The 15,850-nt window shown below is 69.3% G+C and carries 17 protein-coding genes and 2 tRNA genes; 9 read left to right on the forward strand and 10 right to left on the reverse strand.

Annotated elements, in window-relative coordinates; all coding sequences use genetic code 11:
- Nucleotides 1-11: 11 nt before the first annotated feature.
- Together NO345_RS02970 and NO345_RS02975 are read left to right on the forward strand one after the other, a co-directional pair.
- A complete protein-coding gene (locus NO345_RS02970) occupies nt 12-527 on the forward strand; it encodes an LUD domain-containing protein (protein WP_256296365.1) in 516 nt (171 codons plus the stop codon).
- The gene (locus tag NO345_RS02975) at nt 524-2,737 is read left to right on the forward strand and encodes an LUD domain-containing protein (RefSeq protein WP_256296366.1); all 2,214 of its coding nucleotides are present in this window, start codon (nt 524-526) and stop codon (nt 2,735-2,737) included. Before NO345_RS02970 ends, NO345_RS02975 begins: the two co-directional genes overlap by 4 nt.
- Here NO345_RS02975 and NO345_RS02980 read toward each other — a convergent pair.
- From NO345_RS02980 to NO345_RS02990, 3 genes are all read right to left on the reverse strand, one after another.
- The gene (locus NO345_RS02980) at nt 2,671-4,239 is read right to left on the reverse strand and encodes an Hvo_1808 family surface protein (protein ID WP_256296367.1); all 1,569 of its coding nucleotides are present in this window, start codon (nt 4,237-4,239) and stop codon (nt 2,671-2,673) included. The genes NO345_RS02975 and NO345_RS02980 overlap by 67 nt on opposite strands.
- Nucleotides 4,240-4,283: 44 nt before the next feature.
- Nucleotides 4,284-4,883, reverse strand: coding sequence for a class I SAM-dependent methyltransferase (locus NO345_RS02985; protein ID WP_256296368.1), 600 nt, complete (start codon nt 4,881-4,883; stop codon nt 4,284-4,286).
- 105 nt (nt 4,884-4,988) lie between these two features.
- Complete coding sequence (locus tag NO345_RS02990) at nt 4,989-7,166, reverse strand: amino acid permease (RefSeq protein ID WP_256296369.1); 2,178 nt, start codon at nt 7,164-7,166, stop codon at nt 4,989-4,991.
- A gap of 274 nt (nt 7,167-7,440) precedes the next feature.
- On the opposite strand from NO345_RS02990, the gene NO345_RS02995 reads away from it, so the two are divergent.
- Nucleotides 7,441-7,944, forward strand: coding sequence for an Lrp/AsnC family transcriptional regulator (locus NO345_RS02995; RefSeq protein WP_256296370.1), 504 nt, complete (start codon nt 7,441-7,443; stop codon nt 7,942-7,944).
- 212 nt (nt 7,945-8,156) lie between these two features.
- Here NO345_RS02995 and NO345_RS03000 read toward each other — a convergent pair.
- Together NO345_RS03000 and NO345_RS03005 are read right to left on the reverse strand one after the other, a co-directional pair.
- Nucleotides 8,157-8,228 (reverse strand) — tRNA-Thr (locus tag NO345_RS03000).
- A 55-nt stretch (nt 8,229-8,283) separates the two neighbouring features.
- Complete coding sequence (locus NO345_RS03005) at nt 8,284-8,958, reverse strand: DUF7114 family protein (RefSeq protein WP_256296371.1); 675 nt, start codon at nt 8,956-8,958, stop codon at nt 8,284-8,286.
- A gap of 59 nt (nt 8,959-9,017) precedes the next feature.
- Between NO345_RS03005 and NO345_RS03010 the strand changes: the two genes are divergently transcribed.
- From NO345_RS03010 to NO345_RS03020, 3 genes are all read left to right on the forward strand, one after another.
- Nucleotides 9,018-9,707 (forward strand): enoyl-CoA hydratase/isomerase family protein, encoded by a 690-nt coding sequence (locus tag NO345_RS03010; protein WP_256296372.1) that lies wholly within the window; start codon nt 9,018-9,020, stop codon nt 9,705-9,707.
- Between the two features lie 76 nt (nt 9,708-9,783).
- Nucleotides 9,784-10,440, forward strand: a complete 657-nt coding sequence (locus tag NO345_RS03015) for an SDR family oxidoreductase (protein ID WP_256296374.1) — start codon at nt 9,784-9,786, stop codon at nt 10,438-10,440.
- Between the two features lie 58 nt (nt 10,441-10,498).
- Nucleotides 10,499-11,116 (forward strand): hypothetical protein, encoded by a 618-nt coding sequence (locus tag NO345_RS03020; protein WP_256296376.1) that lies wholly within the window; start codon nt 10,499-10,501, stop codon nt 11,114-11,116.
- 2 nt (nt 11,117-11,118) lie between these two features.
- Here NO345_RS03020 and NO345_RS03025 read toward each other — a convergent pair whose 3' ends face one another.
- Nucleotides 11,119-11,916, reverse strand: coding sequence for an NAD+ synthase (locus NO345_RS03025; RefSeq protein WP_256296378.1), 798 nt, complete (start codon nt 11,914-11,916; stop codon nt 11,119-11,121).
- 250 nt (nt 11,917-12,166) lie between these two features.
- On the opposite strand from NO345_RS03025, the gene NO345_RS03030 reads away from it, so the two are divergent.
- The 3 genes from NO345_RS03030 (at nt 12,167) to NO345_RS03040 (ending at nt 13,051) form a co-directional block, all read left to right on the forward strand.
- Nucleotides 12,167-12,237 (forward strand) — tRNA-Gly (locus NO345_RS03030).
- Between the two features lie 372 nt (nt 12,238-12,609).
- Entirely contained in the window at nt 12,610-12,870 is a 261-nt protein-coding gene (locus tag NO345_RS03035; protein WP_256296380.1) for a hypothetical protein, read from the forward strand.
- A 1-nt stretch (nt 12,871) separates the two neighbouring features.
- Complete coding sequence (locus NO345_RS03040; protein WP_256296381.1) at nt 12,872-13,051, forward strand: hypothetical protein; 180 nt, start codon at nt 12,872-12,874, stop codon at nt 13,049-13,051.
- Nucleotides 13,052-13,157: 106 nt separating this feature from the next.
- Here NO345_RS03040 and NO345_RS03045 read toward each other — a convergent pair whose 3' ends face one another.
- The 4 genes from NO345_RS03045 to NO345_RS03060 all read right to left on the reverse strand — a co-directional run bounded on the left by NO345_RS03045 (nt 13,158) and on the right by NO345_RS03060 (nt 15,725).
- Nucleotides 13,158-13,310: a DUF7331 family protein gene (locus tag NO345_RS03045; protein WP_256296383.1), complete on the reverse strand. Its 153-nt coding sequence runs from the start codon at nt 13,308-13,310 to the stop codon at nt 13,158-13,160.
- Between the two features lie 63 nt (nt 13,311-13,373).
- Nucleotides 13,374-13,652: a DUF7577 domain-containing protein gene (locus NO345_RS03050; protein ID WP_256296385.1), complete on the reverse strand. Its 279-nt coding sequence runs from the start codon at nt 13,650-13,652 to the stop codon at nt 13,374-13,376.
- Nucleotides 13,653-13,704: 52 nt separating this feature from the next.
- Complete coding sequence (locus NO345_RS03055; protein WP_256296387.1) at nt 13,705-14,790, reverse strand: PQQ-dependent sugar dehydrogenase; 1,086 nt, start codon at nt 14,788-14,790, stop codon at nt 13,705-13,707.
- A gap of 35 nt (nt 14,791-14,825) precedes the next feature.
- A complete protein-coding gene (locus tag NO345_RS03060; protein WP_256296389.1) occupies nt 14,826-15,725 on the reverse strand; it encodes an acyltransferase in 900 nt (299 codons plus the stop codon).
- Nucleotides 15,726-15,850 lie beyond the last annotated feature (125 nt).

Consider the following 15,850-nt stretch of genomic DNA (forward strand, 5'->3'; position numbering starts at 1 on the left):
TGTCCTCGACAGTGACAGTCGCAGACGACTTCCTGGACGCGCTTTCGGCCCTCGACGTGTCCCACGACCGGACGACGCTCGCCGACCTCGAGGCGACACTCGCCGACGCGGTCGACGAGCCGGCGGTCGGCGTCCCGCTGCACGTCGACGCCGACCTGCCCGACGCGGTCGCCACGACGTTCACGCCGAGCGAACTGCAGGACGCTGCGACGGGGGTCACGCCCGCCCGCCTCGGCATCGCGGAGTACGGGAGCGTCCTGATCCGGTCGAGCGCGGGCGGCGACGAGCCGGTGAGTCTCTCCCCCGAGCGCCACGTCGCGGTGCTCGCCGCCGAAGACGTCGTTGCGACGGGCCGCGACGCGGTGGACTGGCTGGCCGACGAGGTCGCCGCCGGCCGGGGCTCGCACGTGCTCGCGACCGGTGCCTCCGCGACCGCCGACATGGGCGGGCTCGTCGAGGGCGTCCACGGCCCGAACGAGGTCCACGTCGTGCTCGTCGAGGACGACGAGGAGGTGGGCGACGAATGAGCTCCGAACGCAAGCAGAAGGCGGCACACATCCGCCACCTGCTCGAGACGGAGGGACCGCTCATCGGGCCGAAGGTCAGCTCGAAGAACCGCGACCGCTACGCCGCGGCGGAGCGCTTCGAGGCGTGGGATGGTACCCGCGACGAGGCCCGCGCCATCAAGGAGGCGGCCATCGCGGACCTCCCCGAGCTGATCGAGCAGCTCCGCGAGTCCGTCGAGGCGAACGGCGGCACCGTCTACGTCGCCGACGACGCGGCCGACGCCAACCGCTACGTCACCGAGCTCTGCGAGGAGCAGGGCGCGGAGACGCTGGTGAAGTCGAAGTCGATGACGACGGAGGAACTCGAGCTGAACGACGCGCTCGAGGCCGCCGACGTCGACACCTACGAGACGGACCTCGGGGAGTTCGTGATACAGCTCGCCGACGAGTCGCCGAGCCACATCGTCGGGCCGGCGCTGCACAAGTCCCGCGAGGAGATCGCCGACCTGCTGAACGCGACGTTCGAGCCCGACGAACCGCTGGAGACGGCCGAGGAGATGACCCGGTTCGCCCGGGACTACCTCGGCGAGCGGATCCGCGAGGCCGACGTCGGCGTGACGGGCGCGAACTTCGTCTTCGCGGAGTCGGGTTCGATGGCGCTCGTGACCAACGAGGGCAACGCCCGGAAGTGCGCGGTGACGCCGGATACGCACGTTGCCGTCACGGGCATCGAGAAAATCCTGCCCTCCGTCGACGAGTTCGGTCCGTTCGTGGACCTCATCTCGAAGGCGGCGACCGGACAGGACATCTCCAGATACGTCTCCCTGTTCACGCCGCCGACCGCGTCGCCGACGCTCGACTTCGAGTCGGACGAGCCCATCGACTTCGGCGACCCGACCGCCGAAACCGACGACCCCGACGGCGACCGCGCGTTCCACCTCGTCCTGGTCGACAACGGCCGCACCGAGATGCGCGAGGACGACCAGCTCCGGGAGACGCTGTACTGCATCCGATGTGGCGCGTGCTCGAACTCCTGTGCGAACTTCCAGGCCGTCGGCGGCCACGGCTTCGGCGGCGAGACGTACTCCGGGGGCATCGCCACCGGCTGGGAGGCGGGCGTCCACGGTATGGAGAGTGCAGGGGAGTTCAACGACCTCTGCACCGGCTGTTCGCGCTGCGTCGACGCCTGCCCGGTGAAGATCGACATCCCGTGGATCAACACGGTCGTCCGCGACCGGCTGAACCGCGACGCCGACCCGGACACGTTCGACCACCTGGTCGACGGCCTCTCGCCGGACGAGGAGCCGTCCGGGCTCGCGCTGGACAAGCGCCTGTTCGGGAACTTCGAGCGGCTGGCGAAGCTCGGCAGCGCGACCGCGCCCGTCTCGAACTGGCTGGCCGACGCCGGCCCGGTGCGGGCCGGGATGGAACGCTTCCTCGGCGTCGACCGGCGGCGCGACCTGCCGCGGTTCCGGCGAGAGACGCTCGTCGACTGGTTCGACGACCGGGGGCCGCGTGTCTCGTCGGACGACGCCGACCGCGAAGCCGTCCTCTACCCCGACGCGTACACGAACTACGTGCTGGTCGACCGCGGGAAGGCGGCCGTCCGGGCGCTGGAGGCGCTCGACGTTCGGGTCCACGTGCCCCGCGTCCGGTCCTCCGGGCGCGCACCGCTCTCGCAGGGGATGATCTCGACCGCGGAGGACCACGCCCACCACGTCTACGCCGGGCTGGCCGAGCACATCGACGCCCGGCGCGACGTGGTGGTCGTCGAGCCGTCCGCGCTGGCGATGTTCGAGCGGGAGTACGAGCGCCTGCTGGCCCCGAAGTCGGCCGAGCGGCTCGCCGACGCGAGCTACGAGGTCATGGAGTACGTGTACGGTATGCTGGAGAACGGCGGCTCGCCCGACGCGCTGGCGACTCCGCCCGAGGCCGTCGCCTACCACAGCCACTGCCAGGGCCGCACCCTGGACCTCGAACCGTACACCGTCGCCGTGCTCGAGGCCTGCGGTGCGACGGTCCGCACCTCCGACGTGGAGTGCTGTGGCATGGCCGGGAGCTTCGGCTACAAGGAGGCCTACTACGAGCTGAGCATGGACGTCGGCGAGGAGCTCGCCGACCAGTTCGCCGACGAGCCGGTCGTCGCCGCCAGCGGCACCTCCTGTCAGGAACAGCTCGATGCGCTGCTCGGCGGCGAGGTGCCACACGCCGTCGAGTTGATCGCGCCCTGAGCGGATGAGACATCGGCAGCCGTGAGGCGACTGTTTTCCGGGTGGATCTCCGACAGCGCCGACCGGTCGGGCCCGTTCACGATGGTCACCGTCTCGCCCGTGACGTGCACGGAGAAGGCGTCGGCGAACTGGCCGTCGGGGACGACCCAGTGCCCGCCGTCGCGCCGGTCGGCGTCGTGGTACCGGAGCAGCTCCCTGTAGGTGTCGGCGAACTCACGAGCCTCGGCGTTCGAGTCCCACTCGATGCGCCAGACGTAGCCCGTCTCGTCGCCGTTGCGGTAGGCGTACAGGCGGTCGCCGCCCCAGCCGGCGCTGGGGGCGAGATCGTAGGTGAGCTCCGGGCCCGGGCCGTCCTGGCGGAGGAACGCCTCCCGCGTGACGAGGCTCCCGTCGCGGTCGTCGTACAGTGTGTAGGCGAACATCGTCGCGAGGCTCGCCTCGCCGAGGGTCCGACCGGACCGCTCGCCGGCGGTGACGCGCTCCCAGTCGTCGCTGCTGCGGTCCGGTACCGAGACGGCTTCTGGCTCGTCCGGGTCGGGCCCCCAGTGGATGACCTGCTCGCTCGACAGCGGCGGCTCCCGGTACAGCTCGGCGACGCCGTCCCAGCCAGCACGCTCGTACACGTCGGCGACCATCGACTCCCCGGCGGCGTACGGGAAGTACGACTGGAGGTAGATGCCGAGGTTCGGGCCGGCACGGTCGGCGGCTGCGTCGTCGTCACCGCTCCCGTCGTCGGCTCCGTCGCCGCTGCTCTCGTCGGTCCAGTCGCTCCGACGCAGGCAGTCCCACTCCTCGCCGCAGCGGGCCTCGTAGCGCCGCTCGGCGAAGTTCGCGTCGCCCTCGATGAGCGCCCGGAGCGCGACGACGCCGTCCTGCGAGATGTTCTGGGGGACGCGGGTCTGACGAAGCGGTCCACGGAACTGGTAGGCGTGGACGAGCTCGTGGCCCAGCGTCAGCTCCGCGAGTCTGGGCGTGTCGGAGTCCGAGATGACGACGATCCGGTCCTGCTGCGTGTCGTAGTAGCCCTGCACCGACGCCTCGCGAGTCGCCTCCTCCGCCTCGCCCGCGTCGGTCGTCTCGCCGACGACGAACAGCGCCTCGAGCTCGGCCGCCCGTTCGATGGCTGCGGCGCGCTGGGTGGCCGTGGGCGAGCCGTCCCCACCGCCGCCGGCACTGTACTCGGAACGGTCGATGACCTCGACGTGGACGGGCTCGTCGAACTCCACGTCCCTGACGACCTCGACGCGGGCCATCGCCCGGGCGACGACGGCCTCCAGCTCGGCCTCGGTCAGGCCGTCCTCGGGGTCCACGTCCAGCGACTCGTTGTGCCAGTAGCCGCGTTCCCAGCCCTGTACGTCGGTCGTGGGGTCGCCGACGGTCGGGTCCGCGGCGAGCGAGTCGTCCCCCTCGGGCGGGTCGGCCTCCTGTGCGCCCAGTGCGGTACAGCCGGCCAGCGCGACCAGCGACAGCGTGACGACGACGAGCAGCGAGGACCTGCGCATTCACCCGACGTTCGGACCGGCCGACCAAAAGCCGTGCGCCCGCGCTACGCGACCCTCGCCAGCACCTGCACCCAGCCGTCCTGGCTCGCGACCTCCTCGGCCTCGGTCGTGTCGACGCGTGTCGGCTCGAAGCCGGCGTCGACCAGCAGCGACGTCACGGCGTCGGCCGTGTGGCGCTCGAAGAACCGGCCGCCCGGGTCGAACCCGCTCTCGTCGCCGCGCTTCAGCGAGCAGTACAGGTGCCCCCCGTCGTCGAGCACCCGCGCGAACTCCGAGCACGTCGCGGGCACGTCCTCACGTGGCACGTGCAGCAGCGAGGCACAGGCCCAGACGCCGTCGAAGCTGCCGGATTCGAAGGGGAGGTGGCGCATGTCGCCGAGTGCGAACCCGGCGTCGGGGACGTTCTCCCGGGCACTGGCGAGGAAGGAGGGCGTCACGTCCAGCCCGGTCACGTCGCAGTCGCGCTCGACGAACGTCTCCGTGTCCGCACCGGGGCCACAGCCGACGTCCAGCACGCGGTCCCCGTCGAGCGCCTCGAAGAAGGGGCCGCCGAACCGTTCCGCGATGGACTCGGAACGGTACTTCTCGACGAAGCTGTCGTTGTGTTCCTCGTAGACGGCACGGGTTCGGGCGACTTCGTCCATGTCGTCGCCGTCTCGACGTCGGCCTATCAATCTTCGGCAGGTACTCGACATCCCCTGGCGGGGACTGCGACGACCGGGTGCGCCGCGGAACACCACCGGGCCGCCTCAGAACACCAGGCGCTCGAGCAGGCGACGCAGGAACCCCGGCCGTTCGGACTCCTTCGGGTACACCGTGACGGTCGTACACCGCGGCCTCGGGAACGTCCGTCCGCGGTCGAGCAGGCCGCTCCGGAGGCGGTGGTCGGCACCGCGACGGACGACGACGTCCGGGTCGTCACCCATCCCACCGTCCGTCCGGACGGGCGTCGACTCGACCGGCACCGAGAGCATCCCCGACAGCTCCGCCTGGTACGCCTCGACGGTCTCCCGGTACTGCTCGGGGCTGTCGCGGTCGACGGGGTACCACAGCGAGATCCGACCGTGGTTCGCCTCGGCGACGGCTTCGGCGACCGAAACCGCGAGGGGGGCGTACGGTCCGTCGGCCTCCGCGAGCGCGACCTGTCGGGGGCTGTCGTACCCCAGGTTGTCGACGAGCACCACGTCGCAGGGGGCGTGCCGGACGACCCAGTCGATCGGCTCGCCGAACAGGCGCGAGCGGAGCCGGAGCGGTTCGTGCTCGGTGAGGACGGTGTCGACCCCACGCTCCCTGGCGAGGTTGACGATGGCGTGTTTCGTGTCGTGGCTGACCACCTCGTCGGCCTCGATGGTGACGCCGACGTCGTCGGCGACACGCGACAGCCGCGTCTCGAAGGAGAGGTCGGCGGGCGACTGGACGGTGACCTCCTCGGTGAGTGGGGCCTGGTCGGGAACCTCCTGGAAGCGGACGGCGAGCACCCGGCCATCGTGCGGCCTGACGAGGTCGGCCGCGAGCGAGACGAGCGCACGCTCGCGCTCCGGCCCGATGTCCTTGGTGAGCGCGACGAGCACCTCGTGTGCGGGTTCGTCCGCGGCGTCGGCGACCTCCTCGAGTGCGCCCCGGCCGACCTGACGCCGGATAGCGTCGGTCGCGGTCCCCTCGCGGCTGACGCGCGGGCGGACGTAGACGAGGTACCAGACCAGACTGGCGAGCGTGATGACGACGGCCCCGGCGAGGGGGACCGTTCCCATCTGGGTCAGCAGGCCGAACCCGGTGATGGTCCCGAATATCTGCATCCAGGGATACAGCGGGGACGTGAACTCGGGATCGTACTCGGCGGTCCCCTCGCGGAAGGCGACGACGGCCATGTTGATGAGTGCGAACACCAGTATCTGGAACGCACTCGCCAGTTTGGCGATGTCGAGGATCGGCACGAACGCGATGAGGACGAGCAACACCGCGCCGGTCAGGGTGATGGAGTTGACGGGCGTGCCGAAACGGTCGCTGATGCTCGCCATCGACGGCGGTGCCAGCTTGTCGCGGCTCATCGCGAACGGGTAGCGCGACGAGGAGAGGATACCGGCGTTCGCCGTCGAGACCAGCGCGAGGATGGCGGCGACGATGACGGCGAACACGCCGGCCGCCCCGAGGGTCGCCTCGGCCGCGACGGCGACCGGCGTGTCGGAGCCGGCGATGCTACCGGGGTCGGTGACCCCGACCATCACGGCGACGACGGCGACGTACAGGACCGTCGTGAACGCCAGCGAGCCGAGGATGCCGAGGGGGATGTTCCGGCCGGGGTCCTCGACCTCCTCGGCGATGCTCGCGACCTTCGTGACGCCGGCGTACGAGACGAACACCAGGCCGGTCACCGCGAGGAGCCCGCCGAGGCCCGCGTCGAAGAAGTTCGCGTAGTTGGCCGACTGGACCGCCGGGGCGCTCCCCGCGGTGAACCAGCCCAGCGCGGCGAGCATCACGACGACGATGACGAGCTGGAACAGCCCGGTCTGCTTCGCGCCGAGCAGGTTGATCAGGATGAGCACCGTCGCGAGGCCCAGGGCGACGGGCTTCAGCGGCAGGTCGAACAGCAACAGCAGGTAGGGGACGCCGCCGACCAGCGCGAGCGCACCCTTGAACGAGAGCGAGAACCACGTCCCGACGCCCGCGATGGTCCCGAGCAACGGCCCCATCCCGCGCTCGATGTAGATGTACGTCCCTCCCGCCTCCGGCATCGCGGTCGCCATCTCGGACTTCGAGAGCGCCGCCGGTACCACGAGCAGTCCCGCCAGCAGGTACGCGAGGATGACCAGGGGCCCGGCCCGTTCGAGCGCCAGCGCGGGCAGGATGAAGATGCCACTGCCGATCATCGCACCGATGCTGATGGCGAGGACCGAGGGTAGCCCGAGGTCTCGTTCGAGTTCCTTCACGACAGCTCACCCGGTGTGTTCGAACTGGCTCTCGCTACCACGTCGTGTGTGTCCCGGATGGAGGCCCACATTCTGTATCGCGTTATATCCCCAGTTCGGTGACGGAACAACATAAACTAGCCGATTCCGATAACAATCCGTCAAAGAATCGGCTGTAAATATCAACGAGTGTCTTTGCACTCGATACCGGACCCGGGGCCTCCCCCGCCCACCACTGCGTCTGCGAGGCCTGCCAAACGATAAGTAGCGCCATCGCAGAGGTATCGGACGGCAGATGAAACACGGGAAACTCGACTCGGTGGACAGGCAGATACTCTACTACCTCCAGCAGGACGCTCGACACACGTCCTCCAGCGACATCGCCGAGAAGATCGACATCTCACCGAGCACGGTCCGGACGCGCCTCAAAGAACTCGAGACGAGCGGCATCATCCGCGGCTACCACATCGACATCGACTACGACCTCGCGGGCTACCCGCTCTACACGAAGATAATCTGTACCGCGCCGGTACCGGAGCGCGACAGGCTCGCGAACCGTGCCCGCGAGGTCAACGGCGTGACGGCGGTCCGCGAGATCATGACCGGTCAACGGAACGTCTACGTCAACGCCATCGGGACGGACCACGACGACCTCAACCGCATCGGCCGCGACCTCGACGACCTCGGCCTCAAGATCGTCGACGAACAGCTAATCCGCGACGAGTACGTCTGTCCGTACCACGGCTTCCTCGGCGCTGACGAAGATGGACTGTCGGCCGATGGTGACGGCGAGCTGTGAGTCGGGGCTCGGTCACCGGCTGCGACCGCAGTCGTGAGACGTGGGGGTACCTGGGCCCCGAGCCCCCAGTCCTCCCCTGAGGCGGTCCGCCGCACGTAGCTCGCTGCCACACTTTGTTCCGACAACTGGAAGTTGAACATACTTCGGGTGTAGTGTCCGAATCGCCCACCTACATCCGACCGTACTCGAACCGGAATACGTACGAAGAAGCAAGCCTAGGCCGGGATTTGAACCCGGGCTCTCGTCCTTACCAAGGACGCGCTTTACCGCTAAGCTACCCAGGCACCGAAGTGCATCCTACCGTTGCTCGGTGTAGTTTTAATGGGTTTCGATTCGCCCCTACGAATCCGTCGCCGACTGGCGGACGTGGTCGTCGACCCCGCCTGCGGTCTCCTTCGCCGTCGCGCCGACGTTGAGGTCGGTCGCGGCGGGCAGCGCGTCGACCGCGGGGAGGGGTTCGCTCCCGTCGGTGGGCACGAGGCCGGTGAGCTGGGCGAACAGCTCGGTGGTGGGGGTGGCACCGACGGCGGTGGTGCCGGCCACGGCGGCGAGTTCGAACACGTCGCGTTCGAGGCTGGCGTCGAGGGCGGTCGTGTCGGCGTCGGGGTGGCGACGGTCGGTCTGGTCGCGCCCGAAGTCGCGGACGGTGTCGACGGCCTTGGCGGCGGCGTCGGTCCGTGCGAGGAGGTAGAAGCCGCGGGAGACGAGCACCGTGGCGGCCAGCGAGTCGAGGTTGGCCTGCGTGTGGTCGTCGGTTTCGGTCCAGGGCTCGTCGTGGGCGAGCGTGCGGGTGAGCCGGAGGCCGTCGTAGACGAGCTGGACGCCGGCGGCCCGGTCGACGACCGTCTCGACGTCGACATCCTCGTCGCAGGCGCGGGCGCAGCGGAGCGCCACCACGCCGGGGGCCATCGACGCGGCTGCCAGGCGGGTCGCGATGTCGTCGCGGAGCCGGTCGGGGTAGATGTCGGCGAGCGCCTCCTGGGCGGCGCGCCTGCACGTTGCGGCCTCGTCCATTGCCGTCGACTAGCGGGGGGAAAGGCAAAGACCTTTGGAAAGCGAAGACTCGCCAACGTATGATCGAGACGGCAGTCGACGGCGGGGTGACCCGGGTGACGCTCTCCCGGCCGGCCCGCCGCAACGCGTTCACGGAGGCCGGGCTGCGTGCGTTGCGGTCCGCGGTGACCGGGGCGGAGACGCCGGTGGTGTCCCTCTCGGGTGCGGGTGAGGCGTTCTCCGCGGGGGCGGACCTGACGGTGGTCAAGGAACTCGACCGCGAGGAGGCACGGGCGTTCGCACAGCTGGGCCAGTCAGTCGCGACGGCCATCGCGGAGTCCGAGGCGGTCGTCGTCGCAGGCATCGACGGGCCGGCCCGAGGTGGCGGGGTGGAGCTGGCGCTGGCCTGTGACGTCCGGGTCGCCACGCCGGAGGCGACGTTCGCGGAGACGGGCGTCTCGCTCGGACTGTTCGGTGCGTGGGGCGGGACGGCGAGGCTCCCGCGTATCGTCGGTGGGGGCGAGGCGATGGACCTCGCGCTCTCGGGGCGGACCGTCGACGCCGAGGAGGCGCTGCGGATGGGGCTGGTCTCCCGTGTCGTCGACCACCCGGCGACTGTGGCCGCGGAGATCGCCGAGAACAATCCGGCCGCACTGTCGGCAGTGAAACGGCGGATGCGCGACGACGCGGATCGGGCGGTCCAGCACGCCCGCGAGGCCGAGGCGTTCGCGGACCTCGTCGAGCGGAACGCGGCCGACCTCTCGTGGTGACGGCCGGAACTGACACTCCAGCTACCAAACCGCGCTTCAGCGAACGCTTTTGCGCCCGTCGTCACTGGCTGTTCTCATGACAGGAACTGCGGTCATCGCGGGCGTCGGACCGAAGATCGGCGAGGCAGTCGCACGCGAGCTCCACGACGCGGGCTACGACGTGGGGCTGTTCGCCCGCTCGGAGGCGTTCATCGCGGAACTGGCCGCGTACCTCGGGGAGGGTACACTCGCCGTTCCGACGGACGTGACCGACGAGGAGTCGGTCGAGGCCGGGATGGCGACGGTTCGGGAGGAGTTCGGCCCCGTCTCGGTACTCGTCCTGAACGCGACCGGTGGCGGCGGGCGGCCCGTCGGGCAGGCGAACGCGGAACGGCTCCGGGGGATCTTCGACGTGCGGGTCGCCGGGTCGCTGACCTGCGTCAACGCCGCGCTGGCTGACCTTCGGGAGACGGAGGGAACCGTCATCTTCAGCGGGACGACGTACGCCGACTCGCTCGTCCCGGAGCAGATCGAGTGGGGGGCGGTCGGCCCGGCGGCGCGGGGTCTCTCGGCGTCCCTGGCGACAGCGCTCGACGACGTACAGGTCACCTACGTCCGCATCGGGAGCCGGGTCGCCCCGGCCGGGCAGGTCGACGACGACGCCCTGAGCGCGGCCGAGGTCGCGGCGACGTACCGCGAGCTGGTCGAGCGCGACGTGGCGGTCACGCGGGAGCTGGACCTGCGCCAGCGGTAGTGCGTTTCGCGAGCGACGACACGGAAAATATGAGTACTCCCAGCCCGTGGTGGTGGGTGTGCACGAGTGCGACCACTGTTCGGAATCGTTCGAGGCGGAGGAGCCGTACCTCGAACACCTGCGAGACGAGCACGGCGACGACCTCGGCCCCATCGAGCAGCGCCGGGTCGATGCGCTGGACGACGGCGACGGGGGGCTCCCGACGTTCGTCTACGCCGCGGCAGCCGTGGTCGGCCTGGTCCTGCTCGGCGGGGTCGCCGTCGGGCTGCTCGGCGGGGGCGGCGGCGGTGCCGGGAGCGGGGTACTGAACGACAGCGCACCCCGGGAACCCATCGGCGTGGGAACGGTCCACGAGCACGGCGGGATGACCGTCACCATCGGCGGGCAGACGCTGGACTTCAGTCAGCAGCAGTACCAGCTGCAGGCCGACGCCTTCCACTACGAGAACGGCGACGGTTCGCGGTGGCACGTCCATGCCGACGGGGTCACCCTGGAGTACGGGCTGGAGTCGCTCGGTATCGAGGCCGCCCCCGACGCGCTCGCGTTCGACGGCGAGGTGTACCGGACGAGCGAGGGCGACACGGTCCGCTACGTGGTGAACGGGCAGTCCGTCGACCCGACGACGTACGAGCTACAGGAGGGCGACCAGGTCGAGGTCGTTGCAGAGAGCGGATAGCCCTACAGATCAGCAGGCTCCGGTGCGGGCGGCATCGACCGCTTGTGGGCGCTGTTCTCGTACAGCTCGCGGACCGTCTCGACGACACCCTCCTCGACACCGAGTTCGCGCGCGGTCGCCACCGTGGAGGCCCCGCCCTCGATGTGGAGCGCGATGACCGCGTCGACGACGTCGTAGCCGACGCCCATCTCGTCCGCGTCGGTCTGGTCCGCCCAGAGTTCGGCGGTGGCGGGCTTCTCGGCGAGTTCCTCCGGCGCGCCGAGGTGCCGTGCGAGCTGGCGGACCTGCTGCTTGTACAGGTTGCCGATGGGGTTGCAGTCGACCGCCTGGTCGCCGTACTTCGTGAAGTAGCCCGTCAGCGCCTCCGCCTTGTTCCCGGTGCCCAGCACCACGCGGTTCTCCTCGTTGGCGACGTAGTAGTTGAGGACCCCGCGGACGCGAGCGGCGGTGTTGCCCACGGCGACGGTGTCCTCCGCTGCGGCGGGGATCGAATCGACGATCTCGTCGACGATGCCGCCGATCTCGATCACGTCGTAGTCGATGCCGAGGTCCGCGGCGACGCGCTCTGCGTCGCTCATGTTCGCCTCGCTGGAGACGCGCGATGGCAGGACGAGCCCGTAGACGTCCTCCTGGCCGAGGGCTTCGACGGCCAGGTAGGCGGTCGTGGTGCTGTCGACGCCACCCGAGAGTCCGAGGACCGCCCCGTCGGCCCCCGCGTCCTCGACGACGCCCTGGATGAAGCTCACGATGTGGTCGCGCTGTGCGGTCAGTTCCTCGTCTCCGAACCGGAGGTCTATCATCGTCCGCCGGTAGGGCGTACAGGACCAATAACGTTCCTCGGGCGTCGCTGGAACTGGACGACCGTCCAGTCCGGTGAAGCGCTACGTTCAAGTGCCATCGGGAGGAAGGAAGTGATGGAATCACTGCGAGCGAGCGCCGTTGGTCCCGCGAACGGGATGGGGCCCGGTGCGAGCGAACGCGGTAGGCGAGCGCCGTTGGTCCCGCGAACGGAGTGAGTGGGACCTCGGCGCGAGCGAACGCAGTGAGCGAGCGCCGTTGGTCCAGTGGTAGGACAGTGGCTTCCCAAGCCACTAGCCCGGGTTCAATTCCCGGACGGCGCATGATCGTCTCGAACACAGTGAGAGACGTCATCGCCAGCGGGGATCGAACCGGGGAGGATACGCGTCGCGGCGCGAGCGGGGACTGTCTCGCCACCCTGCGGTCGGGTTCTCGAACAGCTCGTTCGTTCCGACTCGCTCAAGCCCTGATTGAACGCGAGAAATCCACGGTTGCGTGCCCGTGGCGAACGGTCATCCGGATCGGTTCGAAATCACCCCGTAACATCTTCTTGCGGTCCGGAACCACGTGACGGGACGGGGAATTGAAAGCGGCATTATCTGCGACCGGTCGCTTACACACCGTGTCGGGGTGAGGTAATCGGTGGTTAGCTATGTCATCCGGTATCAATGTTATGGCCGGGGAGTTGGAAGGCCGTGAGTCAGAACGTACAATCCGATACTGGGGGTATCGATCCACCTGCGGCGGGTGAGACGCAGCCGACGGGGGAGTCACTCGTGTTCGACGTGCTCTCCGATTCGACCGTGACGGACCGGTGGCCACAGCTCGCACGTGGCTACGCCGGGAACGACTTCGCGACGATCCGTGCCACCGTCGCGGTCGAGTGGGACGACATCGAGCACGAGGATCTCGACGTGGAGCCGGCGGACCTGCTCGACTGTGCGGAGGGTGACTGAGATGCGCTTCCCGACCATGGTCCGACTGGTGGTCGGCCTGACACTGTTCGCGCTGGCCGCGCTCGGCCTGGCGTGGTCGTTCGAGGGAACGATGTACGCGCTGGGGTCGGTCGGTATGCTCGCGGTCTGTCTGTTCACGGTCGCACTCGCGCTCGAACCGGAGCTCCGGGGTACGTACTGAGCCCGCACCGGCGTGGCGTCGTCGCACTGACGCCGTCGGTTTCTTCGTCCCGTCGGGGAGCGGCGGCTCGGGGGCACGAGCGAAGTGAGAACGGCGACCGGCTAGCCTACCGCGAGGGTGACGACCGATGGTCCGTCTGTTCGGTGATGGCGACGGTGGTGTCGGACTCGATCCAGGCGTCCAGGTTCTCGCGGTCGTAGATGATGAGTCCGTTGACCGTCTCGCGTCCGACGTACCGTTCGGAATCCGTATCTTCCATTCGAGTCGATACTGGATTCCGCCGCGCTGGGCTTATGTTTGCTGGCCGGGATGGCCACAACAGCTAAGCCCCGGACAGCGATTTCGCGCAGTTTCGGCAGTAGCGGTAGCGCGAGTCGGGCTCGTTCGACGCGCCGCAGTGCGGACAGCGTCGACCCCCGGTCTCGTCGGTGTCGCGGACCGACGTGTTCGCCACGACGCGGTCGACGCTCGCCGGGTCACCGCCGGCCGGGTCGGGCGTCGGGTCGTCGTCGACCTGCCGGCGGTAGTAGACGTACACGGCGAGCTGGAGTGCGGCGAACACGACGAGGTACCCGAGGGTCCAGTCCCAGACGTTCGCCATGCTGTGACATTGTGTGGCACGGAACTTATAGCGTTCGACGGCGGCGGGCGCGTCACGGCGGGCGAACGCGGTAGATCTCGTCGTCGGTCGGGTCGGGGTCGCCCCGGCCGTCCTGGTTGCTCGTCGTGAAGTAGAGGTGGTCGTCGGGACCGGTGAACGTCGTCCGGATCCGGCCGAGATCGCTGTACAACGTTCGCTGCTCGGGGTCGCCGTCGCCGAAGGTGACCTGTCGGAGATGCGTCCCCGTGAGCGCGCCGACGAAGAAGCTGTCCCGCCAGCGGTCGATGGGACCGGTGTAGTGGGTGATGCTCCCGGGGCCGATGAGTGGGTCCTGCCACGAGAGCACGGGGTCGACGAACCGGTCGTCGTCGGCAGCCCCGGCGACCTCGGGCCAGCCGTAGTTGCCGCCGCGTTCCAGACGGTTGAGCTCGTCGACCCGGTCGGGTGTGTTCTCGACGACGTAGACCGCGTCGTCGGCGAACGTGAGCCCACGCGGGTTACGGTGGCCGTATGTGTACACCAGGGAGTCGAACGGGTTGTCGGGATGGGCCTCGCCGTCCCGGGTGACCCGGAGCACCTTCCCGGCCAGCGAGACCCGAGACTGGGCGTTCTGGGGCTCGCCGGCGTCGCCCGTCGTGACCCAGAGCGCGCCCTCGGGACCGAACGCGATCCGGCCCCCGTTGCTCACGGTGTTGCCCGGTATCCCGTCGAGGACGACCGAATCCACCGCGAACTGCCGGCTGGCGTCGAGCCGGAGCACCCGGTTCCGTAGGCCGTTCTCGCCGTCGTACGTCTGGTAGACGTAGAGGTCCGTCGGTTCGGTGGGGTCGAACGCCAGCCCGAGCAGGCCGGCCTGCCCGTAGGCGGCCGTGTCTCCAGTCAGGTCCCCGACCGGCCCGAGGTCGTTCCCGGTCGCCCTGACCACTCGGCCGGGGCGCTCCGTGACGAAGAGGCTCCCGGTTTCGGGGTGGAACGACGCACCCCACGGCGTCTGGAGCCGCATCCGCACGCGTTCGAGGCGCAGGGGAGCGTCCTCGTCGATCGGCGTCTGCTCGCCGTCACCGGGCGGATCGAGACAGCCGGCGACGCCGCTGGCGAGGCCAACGCCGACCGTGGTGAGGAGGCGACGACGCTTCATCGTCCCGACCTTTCACACGACGGAGTAAAAACCTGTTACTTCGGTGGCGACAGGTCGCGGCCGAACTCGTCGAAGCTGTCGAGGTCGTCGGGCAGCCCGGTCGCGAGCTCGCGTTCGTCGCGTCGGTCGACGTTGGCGTCCTCGAGCGGGTCGGCGACGTCCTCCCAGCCCGGTTTGACGCGGACGCTCCTCGCGGGCTGGCCGACGGCGACGTGGTGGTCGGGCACGTCGCTGCCGACGATGCTCTTCGCGCCGACGACGGCGTTCTCGCCGACGCGACAGCCCGCCCGGACCATCGAGTCGTAGGTGACGCGGGCGTCGTCGTCGACGATGGTGTGGTAGTTCGACACCGCGGTCTGGTCGACGATGTCGTGGTCGTGGCTGTAGATGTGGGCGTCGTCGGAGATGGAGACGCGGTCGCCGATGGTCAGCTTCCCGCGGTCGTCGAGGTGGACGTCGTCGTGGACGACCCCGTTGTCGCCGACGCTGATGTTGTGCCCGTAGGTGAACGTGATACCCTTGAAGAACCGGCAGTTCTCCCCGCAGTCCTCGAACAGGTGCTCGGCGAGCATCGCCCGGAAGCGCAGTGCGAACGCGACGTTGTCGGCCATCGGCGTGGCGTCGAACTGCCGCCAGAGCCACTGGAGGTGCTTCGAACGCTCGAACACGTCCTCGTCCTTCTCGGCGTAGTACTCCGACTCGAGCGTCGTGTTGCATGGGTCGTAGCCCTGGAGCCGGACGCGCTCGGCCGGCGAGACCTCGGCGTCGTTCTGCCAGCGCTCGTAGGCATCGCGGTCCCCGTGCAGGTCGACCAGCGTCTCCTCGACGACCGTGCAGGTGTCCTCGTCGGACGAGAGGCGCTCGTCGACCTCGTCGATGAACGCGCGAACACCAGCCTCCGCGTCGGCCGGGAGCGAGACGTGCCGTTTCGTCATGGCTCCCCGTTCGGCGGGCAGCCGTATGGACCTTCGGTTGTCCGAACCCTGTACATCACCGGGACGGCGTGTGGTTCGGCGGGTCGCTCGCCGCCCGGTTGCGACCAGGTGCCGACGGCTGGAGA

It is taken from the genome of Haloarchaeobius salinus, from assembly GCF_024464185.1.
GTDB lineage: Archaea > Halobacteriota > Halobacteria > Halobacteriales > Natrialbaceae > Haloarchaeobius > Haloarchaeobius salinus.

Bases quoted from the DNA above. Each gene is read 5' to 3' on its own strand.
- NO345_RS02975 (WP_256296366.1), top strand. From the start codon at position 524: ATGAGCTCCGAACGCAAGCAGAAGGCGGCACACATCCGCCACCTGCTC.
- NO345_RS02980 (WP_256296367.1), bottom strand. From the start codon at position 4,239: ATGCGCAGGTCCTCGCTGCTCGTCGTCGTCACGCTGTCGCTGGTCGCG.
- NO345_RS02985 (WP_256296368.1), bottom strand. From the start codon at position 4,883: ATGGACGAAGTCGCCCGAACCCGTGCCGTCTACGAGGAACACAACGAC.
- NO345_RS02995 (WP_256296370.1), top strand. From the start codon at position 7,441: ATGAAACACGGGAAACTCGACTCGGTGGACAGGCAGATACTCTACTAC.
- NO345_RS03005 (WP_256296371.1), bottom strand. From the start codon at position 8,958: ATGGACGAGGCCGCAACGTGCAGGCGCGCCGCCCAGGAGGCGCTCGCC.
- NO345_RS03010 (WP_256296372.1), top strand. From the start codon at position 9,018: ATGATCGAGACGGCAGTCGACGGCGGGGTGACCCGGGTGACGCTCTCC.
- NO345_RS03015 (WP_256296374.1), top strand. From the start codon at position 9,784: ATGACAGGAACTGCGGTCATCGCGGGCGTCGGACCGAAGATCGGCGAG.
- NO345_RS03025 (WP_256296378.1), bottom strand. From the start codon at position 11,916: ATGATAGACCTCCGGTTCGGAGACGAGGAACTGACCGCACAGCGCGAC.
- NO345_RS03040 (WP_256296381.1), top strand. From the start codon at position 12,872: ATGCGCTTCCCGACCATGGTCCGACTGGTGGTCGGCCTGACACTGTTC.
- NO345_RS03045 (WP_256296383.1), bottom strand. From the start codon at position 13,310: ATGGAAGATACGGATTCCGAACGGTACGTCGGACGCGAGACGGTCAAC.
- NO345_RS03050 (WP_256296385.1), bottom strand. From the start codon at position 13,652: ATGGCGAACGTCTGGGACTGGACCCTCGGGTACCTCGTCGTGTTCGCC.
- NO345_RS03055 (WP_256296387.1), bottom strand. From the start codon at position 14,790: ATGAAGCGTCGTCGCCTCCTCACCACGGTCGGCGTTGGCCTCGCCAGC.
- NO345_RS03060 (WP_256296389.1), bottom strand. From the start codon at position 15,725: ATGACGAAACGGCACGTCTCGCTCCCGGCCGACGCGGAGGCTGGTGTT.